Annotated in this window: 27 protein-coding genes; 2 read left to right on the top strand and 25 right to left on the bottom strand. The window is 70.6% G+C overall.

Features of this window, described 5'->3' with window-relative positions; genetic code table 11:
* Nucleotides 1-35: 35 nt before the first annotated feature.
* The 25 genes from ACFYYF_RS40340 to ACFYYF_RS40220 form a co-directional block, all read right to left on the bottom strand.
* Nucleotides 36-389, bottom strand: a complete 354-nt coding sequence (locus tag ACFYYF_RS40340) for a hypothetical protein (RefSeq protein ID WP_388784197.1) — start codon at nucleotides 387-389, stop codon at nucleotides 36-38.
* Nucleotides 382-507 carry a hypothetical protein gene (locus tag ACFYYF_RS40335; protein WP_388784194.1) on the bottom strand — a complete coding sequence of 42 codons (126 nt, stop codon included), beginning with the start codon at nucleotides 505-507 and terminating at the stop codon, nucleotides 382-384. Before ACFYYF_RS40335 ends, ACFYYF_RS40340 begins: the two co-directional genes overlap by 8 nt.
* A complete protein-coding gene (locus ACFYYF_RS40330; protein WP_388784191.1) occupies nucleotides 504-968 on the bottom strand; it encodes a DUF6221 family protein in 465 nt (154 codons plus the stop codon). Before ACFYYF_RS40330 ends, ACFYYF_RS40335 begins: the two co-directional genes overlap by 4 nt.
* Nucleotides 961-1,323, bottom strand: coding sequence for a hypothetical protein (locus ACFYYF_RS40325; protein WP_388784188.1), 363 nt, complete (start codon nucleotides 1,321-1,323; stop codon nucleotides 961-963). Before ACFYYF_RS40325 ends, ACFYYF_RS40330 begins: the two co-directional genes overlap by 8 nt.
* Nucleotides 1,320-2,009, bottom strand: a complete 690-nt coding sequence (locus ACFYYF_RS40320) for a hypothetical protein (RefSeq protein WP_388784185.1) — start codon at nucleotides 2,007-2,009, stop codon at nucleotides 1,320-1,322. The genes ACFYYF_RS40325 and ACFYYF_RS40320 overlap by 4 nt, the downstream gene beginning before the upstream one ends.
* A gap of 14 nt (nucleotides 2,010-2,023) precedes the next feature.
* Nucleotides 2,024-2,242 (bottom strand): hypothetical protein, encoded by a 219-nt coding sequence (locus ACFYYF_RS40315; protein WP_388784183.1) that lies wholly within the window; start codon nucleotides 2,240-2,242, stop codon nucleotides 2,024-2,026.
* Between the two features lie 331 nt (nucleotides 2,243-2,573).
* Nucleotides 2,574-3,083, bottom strand: a complete 510-nt coding sequence (locus ACFYYF_RS40310) for a hypothetical protein (protein ID WP_388784180.1) — start codon at nucleotides 3,081-3,083, stop codon at nucleotides 2,574-2,576.
* Nucleotides 3,084-3,186: 103 nt separating this feature from the next.
* Complete coding sequence (locus tag ACFYYF_RS40305) at nucleotides 3,187-3,615, bottom strand: hypothetical protein (RefSeq protein ID WP_388784177.1); 429 nt, start codon at nucleotides 3,613-3,615, stop codon at nucleotides 3,187-3,189.
* On the bottom strand, nucleotides 3,612-3,758 hold the full coding sequence (locus ACFYYF_RS40300) for a hypothetical protein (protein ID WP_388784174.1): 147 nt from the start codon (nucleotides 3,756-3,758) through the stop codon (nucleotides 3,612-3,614). The genes ACFYYF_RS40305 and ACFYYF_RS40300 overlap by 4 nt, the downstream gene beginning before the upstream one ends.
* Complete coding sequence (locus ACFYYF_RS40295) at nucleotides 3,751-4,008, bottom strand: hypothetical protein (protein ID WP_388784171.1); 258 nt, start codon at nucleotides 4,006-4,008, stop codon at nucleotides 3,751-3,753. Before ACFYYF_RS40295 ends, ACFYYF_RS40300 begins: the two co-directional genes overlap by 8 nt.
* Complete coding sequence (locus tag ACFYYF_RS40290) at nucleotides 4,005-4,751, bottom strand: hypothetical protein (protein ID WP_388784169.1); 747 nt, start codon at nucleotides 4,749-4,751, stop codon at nucleotides 4,005-4,007. Before ACFYYF_RS40290 ends, ACFYYF_RS40295 begins: the two co-directional genes overlap by 4 nt.
* Complete coding sequence (locus ACFYYF_RS40285) at nucleotides 4,744-4,962, bottom strand: hypothetical protein (protein ID WP_388784166.1); 219 nt, start codon at nucleotides 4,960-4,962, stop codon at nucleotides 4,744-4,746. The genes ACFYYF_RS40290 and ACFYYF_RS40285 overlap by 8 nt, the downstream gene beginning before the upstream one ends.
* Nucleotides 4,959-5,321 (bottom strand): hypothetical protein, encoded by a 363-nt coding sequence (locus ACFYYF_RS40280; RefSeq protein ID WP_388784164.1) that lies wholly within the window; start codon nucleotides 5,319-5,321, stop codon nucleotides 4,959-4,961. The genes ACFYYF_RS40285 and ACFYYF_RS40280 overlap by 4 nt, the downstream gene beginning before the upstream one ends.
* A complete protein-coding gene (locus ACFYYF_RS40275) occupies nucleotides 5,321-7,111 on the bottom strand; it encodes a hypothetical protein (protein ID WP_388784161.1) in 1,791 nt (596 codons plus the stop codon). Before ACFYYF_RS40275 ends, ACFYYF_RS40280 begins: the two co-directional genes overlap by 1 nt.
* Nucleotides 7,112-7,210: 99 nt before the next feature.
* Nucleotides 7,211-7,699 (bottom strand): hypothetical protein, encoded by a 489-nt coding sequence (locus ACFYYF_RS40270; RefSeq protein ID WP_388784158.1) that lies wholly within the window; start codon nucleotides 7,697-7,699, stop codon nucleotides 7,211-7,213.
* 307 nt (nucleotides 7,700-8,006) lie between these two features.
* Complete coding sequence (locus tag ACFYYF_RS40265; RefSeq protein WP_388784156.1) at nucleotides 8,007-8,732, bottom strand: hypothetical protein; 726 nt, start codon at nucleotides 8,730-8,732, stop codon at nucleotides 8,007-8,009.
* Nucleotides 8,733-8,766: 34 nt separating this feature from the next.
* On the bottom strand, nucleotides 8,767-9,069 hold the full coding sequence (locus tag ACFYYF_RS40260) for a hypothetical protein (RefSeq protein ID WP_388784153.1): 303 nt from the start codon (nucleotides 9,067-9,069) through the stop codon (nucleotides 8,767-8,769).
* Complete coding sequence (locus ACFYYF_RS40255) at nucleotides 9,062-9,436, bottom strand: hypothetical protein (RefSeq protein ID WP_388784151.1); 375 nt, start codon at nucleotides 9,434-9,436, stop codon at nucleotides 9,062-9,064. The genes ACFYYF_RS40260 and ACFYYF_RS40255 overlap by 8 nt, the downstream gene beginning before the upstream one ends.
* The gene (locus tag ACFYYF_RS40250; protein ID WP_388784148.1) at nucleotides 9,436-9,888 is read right to left on the bottom strand and encodes a VVA0879 family protein; all 453 of its coding nucleotides are present in this window, start codon (nucleotides 9,886-9,888) and stop codon (nucleotides 9,436-9,438) included. The genes ACFYYF_RS40255 and ACFYYF_RS40250 overlap by 1 nt, the downstream gene beginning before the upstream one ends.
* Nucleotides 9,885-10,496, bottom strand: coding sequence for a hypothetical protein (locus tag ACFYYF_RS40245; RefSeq protein WP_388784146.1), 612 nt, complete (start codon nucleotides 10,494-10,496; stop codon nucleotides 9,885-9,887). Before ACFYYF_RS40245 ends, ACFYYF_RS40250 begins: the two co-directional genes overlap by 4 nt.
* A complete protein-coding gene (locus ACFYYF_RS40240; RefSeq protein WP_388784143.1) occupies nucleotides 10,487-10,798 on the bottom strand; it encodes a hypothetical protein in 312 nt (103 codons plus the stop codon). The genes ACFYYF_RS40245 and ACFYYF_RS40240 overlap by 10 nt, the downstream gene beginning before the upstream one ends.
* A complete protein-coding gene (locus tag ACFYYF_RS40235; RefSeq protein ID WP_388784140.1) occupies nucleotides 10,795-11,364 on the bottom strand; it encodes a hypothetical protein in 570 nt (189 codons plus the stop codon). The genes ACFYYF_RS40240 and ACFYYF_RS40235 overlap by 4 nt, the downstream gene beginning before the upstream one ends.
* Nucleotides 11,361-11,870 (bottom strand): hypothetical protein, encoded by a 510-nt coding sequence (locus tag ACFYYF_RS40230; protein WP_388784137.1) that lies wholly within the window; start codon nucleotides 11,868-11,870, stop codon nucleotides 11,361-11,363. The genes ACFYYF_RS40235 and ACFYYF_RS40230 overlap by 4 nt, the downstream gene beginning before the upstream one ends.
* 93 nt (nucleotides 11,871-11,963) lie before the next feature.
* Nucleotides 11,964-12,212 (bottom strand): hypothetical protein, encoded by a 249-nt coding sequence (locus ACFYYF_RS40225; protein WP_388784134.1) that lies wholly within the window; start codon nucleotides 12,210-12,212, stop codon nucleotides 11,964-11,966.
* 4 nt (nucleotides 12,213-12,216) lie between these two features.
* Complete coding sequence (locus ACFYYF_RS40220; protein WP_388784131.1) at nucleotides 12,217-12,495, bottom strand: XRE family transcriptional regulator; 279 nt, start codon at nucleotides 12,493-12,495, stop codon at nucleotides 12,217-12,219.
* 259 nt (nucleotides 12,496-12,754) lie between these two features.
* Here ACFYYF_RS40220 and ACFYYF_RS40215 point away from each other — a divergent pair, with 259 nt between their 5' ends.
* Nucleotides 12,755-13,129 (top strand): XRE family transcriptional regulator, encoded by a 375-nt coding sequence (locus ACFYYF_RS40215; RefSeq protein ID WP_388784128.1) that lies wholly within the window; start codon nucleotides 12,755-12,757, stop codon nucleotides 13,127-13,129.
* Between the two features lie 492 nt (nucleotides 13,130-13,621).
* Complete coding sequence (locus ACFYYF_RS40210) at nucleotides 13,622-14,842, top strand: tyrosine-type recombinase/integrase (protein WP_388784126.1); 1,221 nt, start codon at nucleotides 13,622-13,624, stop codon at nucleotides 14,840-14,842.
* The last annotated feature ends 247 nt before the right edge of the window (nucleotides 14,843-15,089 follow it).

The following is a 15,089-nucleotide window of genomic DNA, read 5'->3' as shown; positions in this document are numbered from 1 at the left end:
AGCCTTCGGACTGGCGGGCTTCGTGCTGTCTCGCGTCATGCCTTCCAGTACGGGCCGCGCACCACGGGCGGACCCGCGTCGTACAGCGGGCAGGCACGCAGCTCCAGGTCGAGGATGTGGAGGGCCCGGTCCATCGGCGTGGGCTCCCGCGGCTCGGGTGTGGCGAGGATGCTGCGCGGCTCGCCTGTCCCGTTGCCGGTGATGAGCAGCCGGTCGACGACGGCCTGCGTCTCCGCGAACGTTTCGGCCATGGCCTGTTGGTAGAGCCCGGCGACCGCTGCGGCCAGGACGTCGACCTCGTCGCATTCGTAGAACTGGTGAACTATGTGGCGGCCGGACGGGCAGGCGGGCGCCCACTTCGGGTGGGTGATGACGGGCAGGTCAGACACGCCGTGCCTCCCTGATCCATGCTGCGGACTGAAGGGAGAGCCGGCCGTCGGAGCGGTCCCACCAGTAGGGCTTGCCGAACAGCCAGACCACGCGGAGGGCGTCGGGATCACGGATCACGGGTGCTCCTCGGTCAGCCCGTATCCCTCGGCGAGGTCGAGGAGCGTGCTGCAGTTCCCGCGTCCTTCGGGGACGGCGTCCCAAGCGTGGCAGGTCTCGCAGCCGAACCCGGCGTTGGATGATCCGTCCTGGGGGTTGATCACGGTAGTGGTGTACGGGTGCGCGGCGAGGATGCGGCGGTCTGCAGCACAGCGGCGCAGCACCGCGGCTGGGTCGTGGCGGACGATGTGCTCGGCCATGAACAGGCCCTCGTAGGAGCTGTTCCAGCGCCGCCCGATCTTCCGCTTCAGGCCCGGGTGCGGTTCGTCGACGACGAGGATGTGCCCGTCGCTCGGTTCGTCGCCGTCGCGGAATGACCAGGCGGGCGCGGGCGGGTGGCAGCCGCACAGTTCGGCGGCCCTGCTGGCGAGGCGTTCGGTCTCGTTGATCTGCTGGGTGATCCAGCCGTGCAGGTCAGGCATCGGCCGTCGCTTCCGTGACGCGGGCGGGCAGTGTCTCGCGCAGCCACTCGGCGTGCGCCTCGATCGTGTACTCGGCGCCGGCCTCCGTCTTCTCCTCGGCCTCGAACCCGCAGTAGCACGTGGCCCGGGCGCGCCCGGCGTCCTCGTTCCACGACGGGCTGGACTCAACCATGCCGTGGTGGCGGTCGAAGGAGGCGGCGAGGTGGTGGCAGGCGGCGCGGAGGGCTGCTTGTTGGGAGCCCAGGCCGTGTCCGGCCCAGCCGCAGTTGCTGTTGACGCAGCGCCAGGTCCACTTCTCCGGGGCTGTCGGGTCCTTGATCTTGCGGATGATGATGGCGGGCTCGTTCAGTCTCATGCTGCGATCCGTTCCTCGGTCCGGCCCGCGGGTGATGATGCGTCTCCGTGGGTGGGCGTACGGCCGGGCTGGAAGTGTCTGAGCTGCAGCCACTGTGAGGGTGGGTACGGGCACAGGCACCAGTCGCACTGCACCGGCCGGCTCATGTCGGCGTAGAGCTTGGCTCCGCACACCACGCCGGACTCGTCGACGGCGATGCAGTGGCCGAGGAACCTGGGGGCGTCGTCGTTCCGGCCAGGCTCGAGGATGTTCTGGACGCGGTCGACCAGGCGCCGGATCTCGGAGCCGAGGACCGGGCCCTGCTCCCACAAGGCGATGAAGTGAATGTGCGAGGCAAGCCCGTGGGCCGCGGCGTGGACGCGCCGCGCGGGTGAGGCGGCGGCCGCGGCTGGGAGTTCGGGCAGGGTGCGGGCGTGGCGGACGGCAGAGTGCCAGTCCTCGAGGACGCCGATGATTCCGCCGGCGGCGCGCAGGCTCAGGACGTCCTCGTCCAGAGGCATCGGCGCCTCGACCTTGGAGGGGCGGCCGCTGTACGGGCTGGCGCCGCGGCTGCCGGGGGTGAGCCAGTCCTCGAGTTCCTCCCACATGCGGGGCAGGTCGGCGATGTGGTTGCGGGTGGTGAGGGTGCAGGTGGGGCAGAGGGTGCCGTACTGGATCGTGCTGGTGTTGCACAGGGTGCAGCGCATGGTGCTCCCCTTTCCTACTGGTCGTGCTGTGCGGGGTGGTGCTGCTCGAGCCACTCGAGGTGGCCGCCTCCGTAGCCGCGGATGAGGTCGGCGGTGGTGGCGGCTGAGGTGAGGCTGTGGCCCCCGTCGTCGATGACGAGGGCCTGCCGGTCGGTCAGCTCCCATCCGTCGAGCACCTGGTGGGGCAGGTGCAGGCGGAACGGCTGGCCGACGGAGTAGGTGAGGGCGGTCATGGGGCGTCGGGCCTGGCGGCCGATTGGTGGGCAGCCGCGCGTGTGCAGCCGCGCCCGTGCACAGCACCCTCTGACGCGAGCCAGAACGAGCAGCACGGATGCAGCGGGGCCAGCTGCTCATCACCGCAGGCGCGCCGTCGCCCCTGCTCGTGCTGCGCTAGGACCCGGCGGTGCGCCCGGTACTCGAGGCACGCGCCGATACCGGCGACGACGGCGCCGTAGGCGAGGGCGGCCGCGGAGATCCAGTGGTCGGTGACGCGCAGGCGGATCGCGCCGGCGGCCAGGAGGACGGTTGCGAGCGTGAGCGCGCGGCCCGTGCGGCGGTGGCGCATCAGTTCGCCCGCCCGTGGTGCGGGTCGACGTCGTGGTCGAGGGTCTGGCGGATGGCGCTGCGCCAGGTGGCGCGGATCCGGTCGGGGGCGTCGCCGGTTTCCGGCGTGAGGATGCCGTCCGTGCAGGCCTTCGCGCACAGGGCGGTGAGGTTGCGGGCCTGGGTGTCGGTGCTGGTGAACTGTTCGACGACGTTGACCGGGGTCAGGACGCACTCGGCAGCGTGCTGGCTGGTGAAAGCGGCCGCGTCGTACGGTCCGTGCTCGGGGTTAAGGGCGAACACGACGAGCTCGTGGCTCATGCCCGGGCGCTGCAGGTGGGCGGGCGGTGTGTCCGGGAGGTCGGCGAGGGAGATGAGGCCGAGGAGGTACTGCGTCCAGACGGGGTGCCAGCACGGGGCGGTGATGATCCACTGGTCGAGGACGGCCGGGTTGTCGGCGTGGGTTTCGGCGGGGACGCGGACGGCGGTTCCGCATGGGCCGCTCGCCTCGGTGATGTCAAGGTCGGTCATCGGTTTCTCCAGTTCCGGTAGAGGTGGATGGCTGTGGCGATGCCGAGCGCGGCGATGGCGGCGAGGTAGAGCAGGGGGAAGGTGGCCCCGGCGAGGTGGCGGGTCACGGCGCTGCCTCCGCGGGGATGTGCACGGCTTCGACGGCGTAGGTGGTCGTCGCCCGCAGGACACGGAACAGGCGCCGTTTGCCCTGGTAGCGGGCGACCGTTTCCTTGAAGTCGTTGAGGGCGTCCTCGCGGTTGTCGTAGCCGCCGCCGTAAGGCGTCCACGCGTCGCGGGAGGGGGTCTCGAGGACCCATCTCCGGGTCGGTTGAAATGGCGGGTCTGCCAGCTCTGCAGCTTCGGCCGGCAGGACGTGCCGGGCACAGAACAGGGCGACGGCGAGGGTGAGTTCGGCGACCAGGTCCTCGTCTCCGCCCGGGCCAATCCGGACCGGGGTGGTGTGGACGGTGTCGGCGATGACAGCAGCGAGCGGCTGCAGTTCCTGCAGGGCAGCCGCGACGATGGGGTGCCTGAAGTCGATGATGGTCATCGGGCGGTCACGTCCAGCTGGCAGACACCGGCGAGACAGACGGTGTCGTCGGACACGATGTGTACGTGGCGTCCCTCGGATGCGATCAGGTGCGCGGCCTCCGCTGCGGTACGCGGGGCCGGGCTGTCGCAGCGGTCAGGCATGGGTCGTCTCCTCGGCGGTGCTGGACTCGGTCGGGATCGCGGTCTGGCCGTGGCCGGGCGGGACGGCGCGGTTGAGGGCGGCACGGGTTTCGGCGGGGCCGAGCGGCCGGCCGCGGCGCACGAGTTCGGTGATCGCGGCCCGCTGGTCCGGGCGCAACTTGCGCCAGCACCGCGACCCGATCCGCCGGCCCCGCCCTACCGCGGATCGCACGGGCTTGTGGCAGGCCTGGCACTCCACCTCGCCCGTCATGACGACTGCTCCGCCTCAACCTGGCGGCGCGCGGTGCGGACGACTTCGGTGATGACACCCTCTTCGTCCTCGGTCATCGGACCGCCGCCGCGTACGACGACGGTGTCGCCGTCGACCTCGAGGGTTCGGCAGTCCTCGACCCCGGTGAGCTCCTGCTGACCCTCGCTGACCGGGACCGAGGCCAGCTCCGAGTTCGTCGGGGTGCGGAGTTGCTGGTGGTCTTCGTCCTCGGCGGTGCACAACACCCGGCCGTCGGCGAGCACCGTCCAGCCAGCGTCCTTTACGGCCCGGGTCGCGTCCCCGTCGGAGTCGAACAGCAGCGTGTGCGCTTCGTCCTCGTCGTAGGTGTAACCGCAGCGCGCGCAGGACACGGAGATCATCGAGATCCGCGTGAACCCAGCGGGCAGCAGCGGTCCTCGGCCCGTCAGCGCGGCGCGCAGCTCGGTCGCCGCACCGCCGTACGCGCGCAGCATTCCCCAACGGCGGGCGAGCGCATGGGCGTTCTCGACGGCGGCCTGGGCGGAGATGCCGGACGCCAGCGAGTACAGCAGCGGGAGCAGGACGACGGCTTGGTCACCGGTGAGGAGCTTGGCCCGGTGCAGGCCGAGCAGCTCCGTGGCCCGCTCCATCCCGGGCGCGTCTTCCGGGAGCCCTGTGGCTGCGTTGTCGCGGAGTCCGACGATCAGGTGGTCGATGTGCGTGGCCAGGACCCGGGCGGCCTGGTCGTGGGCGGGGTCAGTCACGTGTTTCTCCCTGGTTGGAGTGGCGTCGGAGGAGGTCTCGGATGGACAGGCCGGCGAGGGCTTGGGACAGATCGGTGTAGTGGCGGGCCTGCTCGGCGGGTGTGCAGGGAGTGATGTGGGCGGGGAGCCTGTGTCGGGCGTGGCCGAACGTCCCGTCGGGCACGTCCTCCGGCAGTCGCTCGGCGGGCTCGAGGTCGACGTGTGCGGTCATCGCTGCCTCGGTCCGCCGGGCTGTCCCCACAGGGGCGGCTGCACGGTGGGCCTGCGCCGGGCGGGCCGTGCCCTGGGCGCCGTCGCCCGCGGCTGCTGTCCGGACCCGCCGCCGGTGCAGCTGGACCAGTGCGCGACGGCCTTCCACTCGAGGTACTCGGGCTCGGCCCTGTCCCGGGTCAGCTCCCGGACGAGGAGCCCGCCAGAGCCAGTGGTGTGCGCGGCGTACCCGCCCATCGGGGACGGCAGGGCGTTGAGCGGCATGCGCTGGCCGCTGCCGATGACGGTGGCCCAGCGGATGGATGCGCCGCAGCGGCCGCATTGGGTGACACCGCGGGTGGGGTGTGGGGTGGTGGGCATCAGCTGTCCTCTCCGCTCGCGGCGGGATATGCCGACGTCGGGTGGGTGACGTGGAGTCGGGCCTGGTGTGGGGTGCGGCGGCGGCGCCCGCGCGGCGTGGTGCACGCCTGGCCCGGGCTGGCATGACAGTCAGGGCAGCCGTCCGTTCGCTCACGTACTGCGGTCGGACGGACTTCGGCACGGACCGCGTCGGGCATCCGGCCCGGGATCACCGGCTCGAGCACCGGAACGTTCTCGGCGGCCGGGAGGGGGAGCTGCTCCTGGTAGCCCTCCCGGAGCAGGGGCCCGGTCCGGAGGTGGCCGTAGATGTGGAGCGCTCCGGCCGGTCCGTGCTCGGCGATCGCTCGCCGGATCTCCGCATCCGACGCCCGGTCCCGCTCCCGGTAGCTGGCCTTCGCGGGCAGCACGGCGGTGCCGGCGGATGCCCGGGCGCGGAGCTCGTCCAGGCGGGCCTGCAGCTCCCGGGCCTGCGCCCACTGGGCGCGCTTCACGCGCTGGTTGACGGCGCAGATCTCGCACGGTTCGCCGGTCGGCCAGACGTAGCTGTCCTCGCAGGAGGGGAGGCCGCAGCCGCGGTGGGGTAGGCCGACGGCGAGGAGCCAGGCGCCGAGGTCGCGGATGTCCTCGCGCATCACCGGCTGCAGGCGGCGGCTGATGCGGTCGGCGATCCGGCCGCTGCTGCTGGCCTCATTGGCGTCCAGCTCGGTGCCGATCATGGCGGCGATCTGCCGCAGCACGTAGCGGCGGATGCCGTCCAGGTCGCTGCGGACGGGGGCGAGCGCGTCGTGGATGCGCTTCGTCCAGCGGAGCTCGGGTCCGGTGTATGGACCGGTGGGCGTGCGGCTGTTGTCGGTGGCGCGGCGCGGGGTGTGGGTGCCGCGCGGAGCGTGAGAGGTGCCCGGCCCGAACGTGCCCGAACCAAGATCACGAGCGTCGGGTGCGGACCTACTACGGTCACCTCGCCTACGGCGGGAACCACCAACTACCTGCGTTTTCTCGTGTCGGTCAGTCTGCTGGTCTTCCTTAGACGCGAGGGATCCGTCATGATCCGCCGGACCCGATCCGTCATGAATGACCGGTGCACCAGCCCCGTCCTCAAGCGGCGCTGCGGTGACAATCCGGAGCGGGTGACGGTTCGGCTCGTAGGCGTTGCGGCCGCGCTCGCCCTCGCGCCGGCGGACGGTGAGCCAGCCGGTCTCCTCGAGCTCGTCGACCAGCCGCCGTGCTTGCCGCTCGCCGAGGTGCTCGCCCGCGCGCTGCCCGGTGTGGTGGTACAGCATCTCGCCGAGCTCGGCCGCCGTCACCGGGATCCGCCGCGCCGTCGAGTAAGCGAGCAGCGCGTACAGACGCAGCAGGCGCGGAGGGAGGGCCTCGGCCGAGCGGACCGGGATCCGCACCCACAGCTCACTGTCGTCGAGCGGGCGGGTGATGCGGTGCGCGGACTCGCCCTTTCCGTCGGGCGCAGTCTTGCGGACGGTGGGCACCTCGACGACGCCATCGATGACGTCGGGCCGGGTGAGCTGCTTGAGGGCGCGCTCGACCGCGGACTTGGACATGCCGAGGTAGCCGGCCAGGGTGGCGACCTTGGCGCGGCATCCCTCTGGGCGGAGGGCGAGTGCTGCGATCTTGACGTAGACGCTCAGGGCCGGATCGGCGTACTGAGCACCTACGACCAGACGCAGGGGGACACGGATGGTGAGTCCGCCTCCGCGCGGCAGCGCACCGGTGGCCGCGGGGCGCGGCTCGGTGTGCTGTGCAGCCGGGGTGGCTGCGTGCGCGGTGGCGGACATCGATTCCTCTGGTGGTCTGCAGGTGTGTCAGGAGGTGGAGTTGGTCGCCGGGCGGGCGCGGTTGGTCAGCGCCCGCCCGGCCGTTGGCGGGGTGAGCGGTCAGCTCTTGGGGTCGCTCTCGCCCTTGCGGGCGCGGACGTGCAGGAGCACTGCGGCCGGGACGCACAGCTGCAGCACGTCGGTGCCGGCGTTCTTGCCCTGGGTGAGGACGCGGGAGTAAATCCATCCGCGCTGGGTGAGGACCTCGAGCTGGACCAGGACCTGACCGGCGGTGAGGCCGGTGGCGTAGGCGAGTTCCTGGGGGGTGGGCCGCCATTGCTCGTGGATCAGGCCGGTGTGGAAGTTGGCGTAGCCGAGGAGGGTGAGCGCGACGAGGCGGGCTTCGGGGTGGAGGCGGCTGATGCGCAGGCCCTGGGTGTAGAGGGGGCGCAGGCGTTCGTCTCGGGTGAGCTTGCCGGGGGCGATGGCCTGGGCTGCGGTGAGGGGGAGGCGGTCGCGCTGCTGCTTGGGCGGGGTCTGGGTGGGTGCCGGGCGGGCGGCCGGTGCGGGGCGGTGGGCGAGGTCGGCCGGGCTGGGATGCGTGGTCATAGGTTCAGGTCCGATCGGTGATCGACGGCCGCCTGAGCGGCCCGGTATGCGGTGGGGCTGGCACGGCGTTTGCCGGAGGCGATGGCGCGGGAGTCGTGGACGTGGGACTCGGAGATGAGGCTCGGCCGGGTGCCGGTTCCGGCTGGCCAGCCCGGCCCCGGTTGGGGCTCGGGCCGTCCCGCGAGGGCGGCCGGGGTGTGGAGCGGGCAGCACAGCCCGGGCAGGTAGTGGCGGATGCCGTGGCGGCGCCGGCAGTGGCGGCCCTCGGCGCCGATCCAGTGGCGGCAGTTCCGCGGCTCGAGGCTGATCACCCGGCGTCGACCGGTCCGGGCTGCTCCGGCACCGTGGGCTTCTGGTTGCCGTGCCGGATGGGCAACAGGGCGAAGCGCAGCGCGCTCTCGGCGATGACTCCGTACGCGTACGCGGCGGACCCTGTGCCGTCAGCGTGAGCGAAAAGGTCGTGCATCTCGGAGGCTTCGTGGTCGGCGAGGTAGTCCCGTCCGGCCAGGCCCGAGCCGACCTCGCCGGAGTAGAGGCAGTCGGCGAGCCGCTCGTACGCTGCGGCCAGGGCCGGGGCCCCGGAGTAGCGGTCCAGACCCACGATTTCGAAGGACCTGGACATCAGGTGGTTGGCGTCCTGGGGGTCCCGCTCGAACGCGACGCGGTGAGGCGTGGCTCCCTTCTGTACTTGGGTGATGGCCCAGGCCGCGCCTGACGCGAACAGCATCGATGCGTACTCGAAGGCGCTGCTGGTGGCGCCAAGCAGGCGGCCGTACGCATCGGTCAGTTCGAAGATCGCGTCGGCGTGGGGGTCGCGGGTGTGCGGCTGGGATGCCCAGCCCGCCTCGCCGCGGGTGTCGGGCATGGGGAGGGCGTGAATGCGGCCCTCCTCGAGGCGCCGGCGCTCGAGCTGGACGCTGTCGCGCAGGGTCTGGGCAGACCGCCGGGCGATCCTGTACTCGTTGGCCGCTTCACGTAGGGCGGTGACGCTGTCGGTGAGTTCCTCGTACCAGGGGCGGACGGTGGCGGTCATGACGCTCCGATCAGTGAGGAGGAATGAGGGGTGGTCAGCGGCGGCGGGTGCGGCGCTTGATGCGGTTCGGTGTGGACAGCGGCGTCTGCCAGCCGTGACCGAACCGGGCGTCCCGCGCGAGGTTGAGGTGGTAGACCCGGTCGTTCTCGGGGCCGGAGGCGATGAGGAGGCCGGACTCGGCGAGGTGGCGCAGGTCGTAGCGGGCCACGTTCCGGTCGTGGCCCCAGTTGTTGTCCTGGTAGAACCGCTGGACCTGTCCCGTCGACCAGCCGGTGGGCTGCCGGCGGATGGCCTCGAGGAGTTCTCTGCGGCGCTGCCGTGCGACCGGGTCAGCCATGGCTGACCTCGGTGTTGGTGTGCCGCTCCCAGCCGGGAACGAACGTGTCGAGCGACGCGTCCGGCGCGCACATCCCGAGCCGTCGTCCGCACTGGCAGGCCGCGTGCAACTCGCAGTCGCCGTATTGGACGATCAGTGCGTGTCCGCCCGCAAGGGTCTCCAGGAAGTCCGGGTCGGGGTCAGCGTCCTGGGGCTCGCGGTACGCGCGGCCCAGGAGCTCGGCGGCCGCGGCCGCGTTGTACCCGGCGTCCTCGAGGACGGCGAGGATCTCGGCGCGAGCAGTGGACGCCGCCCCGGCCGGCTGGCTGCCGGCCCGGGTGTCCTCCTCCTCGCTGGACCGCGACGGGTGCTGAGTGGGGGATGGCATCAGCGGCCACCGCCTTCGGCCGGCGTCGGCTGGCTGCAGGTACAGACACCGATGCCGCCGACGTACGCGCACTGCGGGTCGTGGCCGCCGCGTGCCGGGAACTCGGGAGCCGGGGCGAGGGGGAAGGAATACATCGGCTTGTCCCGGCCGGGGATGGTGACCCGCCACGGGCCGGGAACCAGGCCGTACGCCACGAACAGACAGCCGCGGCCAGCGCCCTTCCCGAGGGTGCGCCCGATGCATTCCTGCCCGAACACGTCGCCGTAGCGGACGTCTCGGTCGAAGGCACGATGCCTGCGCGGGTGGTCGGCGAGGGCTCGGGAGAACTCCAGGCCGGTGGCGACGTCGTTGCAGGACGGGCACTGGAACGCCCAGTCGATCGCGTGCTCGCCGAACCGTTCCTTGGCCTCGGCCCACAGTTCCTGCTGCGTAAGGACGCGAGGCGCGTTCATACAGCCACCACCAAGGGGCGCTGTGCACGGGTGTCGGCGGCCGCGATCCACGCGGCGGCCTCGGCCAGGACAGTGATGCCGGAGGTGCGGTGGCGCCAGCGCAGGGTGTGCACCTGGTGTGGGCCGGCAGGGTCGGGCAGCGCGGCAGCGATCCAGTGCGGAGCGCCGGTGGCGTCGCGGTGCCGGGTGATCAGGCCGTACACATTGTCAATCGTGACGGTGTCGGCCGGCTCGCGGGTGACGAGGTAGTCGTGCGGCTCCGCGCTGGGGAGGGCGGGCTGCCCGGGCCACAGCCAGACGCCCGCCACCTCGCGCGGGGCCTGGGTCCAGCCGCTGTCCGCGCCGGGGGTGAACACGGTGGTCAAGTTCTCGCCTGTGAGGGTGGCGACGGTTCCGCAGTCGCGGCACAGCAGCCGCACCTGCACCCGGCCGAACGTGTCGCTGTGGCGGCAGTCGTCGTTGGCGCAGGTGTGGTGCTCGGCGCCGGTCTGCACGATGCGGGCGCCCAGGTCGTGGCGGACCTCGACCTTGTCCCAGGTCGGTTGTGCGCAGGTGGGTCCGTGGTGGAGCGGTGACCAGCCGAGGTAGATGTCGTCGATCAGCTGCATGCGGGTTCCTTGCGGTGGCGTGCGCGGTTCTCTTTGACCTGGTGGAGCTGCAGGGTCCGGTCGTGCGCGGGCAGCGCTTCGTCCGGCGGGCTTTCGGGGATGGGCGGGAACTCGAGTGCGGCGGGCGCTGGCGGTGGAACAGGAGCGGCGGCCCGGCGTCTGCGGTAGGCGGCGAGTTGGGCGTTCGCGCTGGCGTGCGCGTGCGCGGCGCCGAGGTAGGCGGCCGCGGCGACTAACAGCCATGCCGTGACGCCGAGGGCACCGGCGCCGATCCACTCCGCCGTGCTGGTCGGGGCGCTCAAAACGGGTGTCCCGCCATGAACGCGCCGAGGCGGCCGGCGCCGCGTTCGACGGACGCGAGAAGGTCGGGCACTCCGTCGCCGCGCAGCTCGACCTCAACGTCGCCGAAGCGGCCGATCACGGTTGCACAGCAGGGCTGTTCGGGGGTGCAGGCGCGGGCCTCGAACTTGTCGAGCCACCACTGCCAGGCGGTCGCGGACCGAGGGCGGACCGTGACGACGAGGCTGGTCGCGCCGCGTACATCGAGGGCGCGGACGTCGGACTGAGTGCTCTGCAGGTCCAGGCCCAGGAGCGCGGCGGGCGCGTCTTCAGAGACGTCCGGGTCCATGCTCAGCTTGCAGCCCGCGAACTCTCGGACGAACCGTTCGCCATCGGCGGTCTCGGTCATCGCGTAGGGGACGGGCTCGAGCTCGGCGATCGTCGCGTCCCGCTCGGCGAGCATCGCGTTGACGGCCGGGGTGAGTTCGACGGCCAGGCGCTCGAGCTGCTCGCGGGTGAGCGGCAAGTCGAGGTTGGCCACGGCGATGTCGAGGCGGGAGAGCAGCTGCTGCTGCAGGGCCCGGCTCATTCCGCGCCGCCCGTGGCCGCGGCGACGGCGGGGGTGACGGCGATGACGCTGGCGCCGAGCGGCACCGGCTGGACGGTCGGCGCGGGGTCGAGGGGTTCCTCGTCCGTCGGGGCCGATTCGTCGGACAGCTTGGCGGCCTCGCTCTTGGTCAGCAGGGCCCGGGCGATGATTGGGATGCCGTCCATTGAGGCGCGCGCCTCGACGAACACGCCGCTTGCCGTGCGGTCCTGGACCACTTCGGCGTCCGCCTGCTCGGCGACCTCGAGGACGGCGCGGCCCGCGTCCAATCCGTAGCCGAACCAGAGCCGTACGCGGTAGACGCAGCTGCCGACCTCGGTGAACTGCTCTATGGCCCTGGGCATTACGGAGAGCTGGTTGACGATGCGGCCGGCCAGCGCGGAGGCCCGGCGGTACGCGGCCCGGGCGGGGAAGGACGACTCGTCAGGAAGTCTCGGGTCCGTCTGGGCGGTGGGCCCGGGGGTGTTGGTCTGGGTACTCTGTTCCACGTGAACCTCATTCGATGAGTGGTGAGGTGATCGATCTCGAGCGGGGCTACAGCGGACCGGCCAGGGTCCGGGGTGGCCCCGTTTGCCGTGCTGTCAGGCAGAGCGCTGTGCGGGGACTGCGGCGGTCCCGGAGAGGCCGGCCATCCAGTCCCTGACGTGGTCGGGGTCGAACCGGCGACCACGGAAGGCGGTCGGCTCAAGGGGGCACCCCTTCTTCACCCACTCGTTGACCGTCCAGTTCGAGACGCCGTAGCGGGCCATCAGCTGTGCGGTCGTGAGGAGCGGGGAGAGTCCGGTGGGGCGGAGCGTCTCGGAGCGCTCAGCGAGGGTCTGAGTCGCCATGGGGTTACCTTCCTACTGTGTGAGTGTGATCATCGGGCAGCGAAAAGTGGTCTTGCAGGGCTTCACCAAGAGCGGTGGCGACAAGCCACGCAGTGCGAAGCCGGCAGGATTCCGAGGCGGTCTTGCCTGTACCCGTGAGATTGCTGACCGTGTGAGCACTCACTCCCTTACCCTGCACGTCAACCGCCCGGGTCTTGGCGGCGAGCTGAGCCTGGGTCAGCCCCGAACGTCGCATGGCGTCGCGCAGTGGCTGGCCTTTGCCCTTGCGGTACAGGTTGGTCATGTGTGCCCCGTGCGGTTTGGTGACTGCGGGGTCACTGCGATCCCGCTACCCACATACCTACTGTGTGAGTGTGTGTGAGGTCAAGTGAGTAGGCGTGAGTTTCGGTGAGTCGTGGCGCTACTCGAACGCTTGTTCTATGGTGTGGTGCATATGACGTAGTCACCGGCGTGCGACGGGGAGGTCACGCGCCGCGTCTGTATCGCGCCACGCTCCCACTTTCACTTGCGAAAGTGGGAACTGGGGCTGCATTCTTATGCCCGTGGAAGACCAGGAGCGAACCGAAGACCTGGCGCAGCTACTCGCGAGACTGAAGTCGACATACGGCGATCTCAGCAACTCAGCGATCGCGCGCCGCATCGGTGTCGCCCCTGCCACCGTCGACTCCTGGGTCAACAGGCAGCGCGGCACTGGCCGCGGCCCACGTCGCGAAGCCCTACAAGCCCTGGCTCGCGAATTCCCCAAATTCTCGGAAGCTGAGATCTTCGCAGCGGCCGGCCGCAAGTCGCCCGGCCCGCTCTCCGACGAGGCCGAGGCCCGCATCATCGAGCTGTACCGCGGACTCACCGCAGATCAGCAGCGCGCCAAGGAGATCGAGATGCGTGCACTGAACGAGATGAACCGAACCGGCCAGTAGCACAACCATCCTCCCGGCCTGGGAGTCTTCGCCAAACGGACTCGTTCACTCACCGTAAAGTCGCAGCAACAACACGCTCAACAACGGTGCAGTTTTCTACCAAACGGCGGTACGGTCATGACAAGGCCGTCGTCCTCCCCCGTCGGCGCAGTTAGTTCGATCTGCCTGCGTTTCGGGGGTTCTGCATGTGCGTCCGCGTCCTCCTCGCCGCGTCAGAGGCATCCTTGCCCACCTTTGACGCCGACGAGCGACTCATCACCATCTCAAGTGACTGTCCGTCAGCAGTCCTGCCGGTCATCGTCAGGGCCATCTTGAGCGAACTCCTCGTCGAGCAGCCGCCGTTCGGTGCAGTCTGCTGGTGCGGGGCCGGTGTCGACATCCCGGCCCGCGTACCTCACCAGCGAAGGAGTGAGCAGGTGGTGAAGCATGGGGCGTAGGGCCTCTAACAACCCACGGCAGCTACGGCAGAAGTCGTGCGGCTGTCCGCTGTGCATGGAGGAATACCCGCCTGGCCAGCACGGCGAGCGGAACCGTCGCCGCGACTGCCAAGGATCCTGGCAGGCCCGCTACCGGGACCCCGCTGGGAAGCAGAAGCAGAAGTGCTTCCCCATCAGCGAGGGCGGGAAGAAGGCGGCCGAGGCGTTCCTCGACGAGGTCCGCACCCGCGTGCGGAAGCGGACCTACGCCGACCCGAAGCGCGGCGAGATCACCGTCGCGCAGTGGTGGGAGATGTGGTGGCCGGCGCAGCCACAGCGGGCAACCACGACGACGAACAGGAAGCTGTCCAACTGGAATGCCCACATCGAACCGCGGTGGGGTGCATGGAGGTTGTGCGACCTCGAGTTCATCGAGCTGCAAGCGTGGATCACTCGCGAGGTGAAGGGGCACCACACCCGTAAGAAGGTGCTGGAGCTGCTGTCGGCGATGCTGCGCGATGCGGTCCGGGACGGGAAGCGCATCCCGTTCAATCCGGCCTCCGAGGTCCAGCTCGACGCGCCGCCGAAGAAGGACGCCGAGGAGGCTCGCCCGCCCACGCGCGAGCAGGTCGCCGTCATCCGCCAGCACGTCGCCGTCTGGTACCGGCCGCTCGTTGTGTTCCTGGAAGAGACGGGCATGCGGTGGGGCGAGGCGACCGGACTTCGGTGGGCGCACGTCGACCTGGAGGCTGAGCACATCAAGGTGAAGGAAGTGCTCAGCGAGGACAAGGGCACCCTGTTTCGGAAGGCGGCGCCCAAGTCGGTGGCCGGCTTCCGGACGGTGCCGCTCACGCCTGCGGCTGCCGACGCGGTCCGGACGATGGCCGCTCGCTTCCGTCCGGTCGACACCGTCTCGCCCCTCGGCGACGGCCGGGAACTGCACGCGGACGAGCTGGTGTTCCGCGGGCCGCTCGGCGGCGCCCTCACCCGGCATAACTTCCGGCGGACGTGGATTCCGGCGATCAAGGCTGCTGGGCTGGCACGGCAGGTGCGGAACGAGGAGACGGGCCGGGACGAGTGGTGGCCTCGGGTGCACGATCTGCGGCACGTGTTTGCCACCCGGCTCAAGGATCTCGGTGTCCCGGAGAAGGACGTACAGACGGTCATGGGCCACGACCGCGGGTCCAAGGTGACATGGCTGTACCAGCACAGCGCCGAGGACGTGGCCGCTCAGGTGCTCGCGGTCATGGCGCCCGAGACGCCGGCTGTTCGAGTCCTGCGGGCGGTGGCGGGGTGAATGCCACGCGGATGCCACACCGATGCCACAACACCCCCTCATTGAGTCTCACCGAAACTCACTGATACTCATTCGTGCAGGTCAAAGCCCCGCGCATCGAGCCTCACTGAAACTCACTCAGTCTCACCGAAGCTCACGGATGGTGCACGCTTTCTCCTAAAGCGGGTGTCGCAGGTTCGAATCCTGCCGGGGGCACCGACAGAAGGGCCAGCTCAGGAGGGGTTTCCTCCCGGGCTGGCCCTTTGTC

Origin of the sequence: Streptomyces sp. NPDC001914 (assembly GCF_042891215.1) — a bacterium.
In the GTDB taxonomy this organism is placed as follows: domain Bacteria; phylum Actinomycetota; class Actinomycetes; order Streptomycetales; family Streptomycetaceae; genus Streptomyces.
The sequence above is the reverse complement of the archived record's forward strand: the minus strand, read 5'-3'. Positions and strand labels throughout refer to the sequence as shown.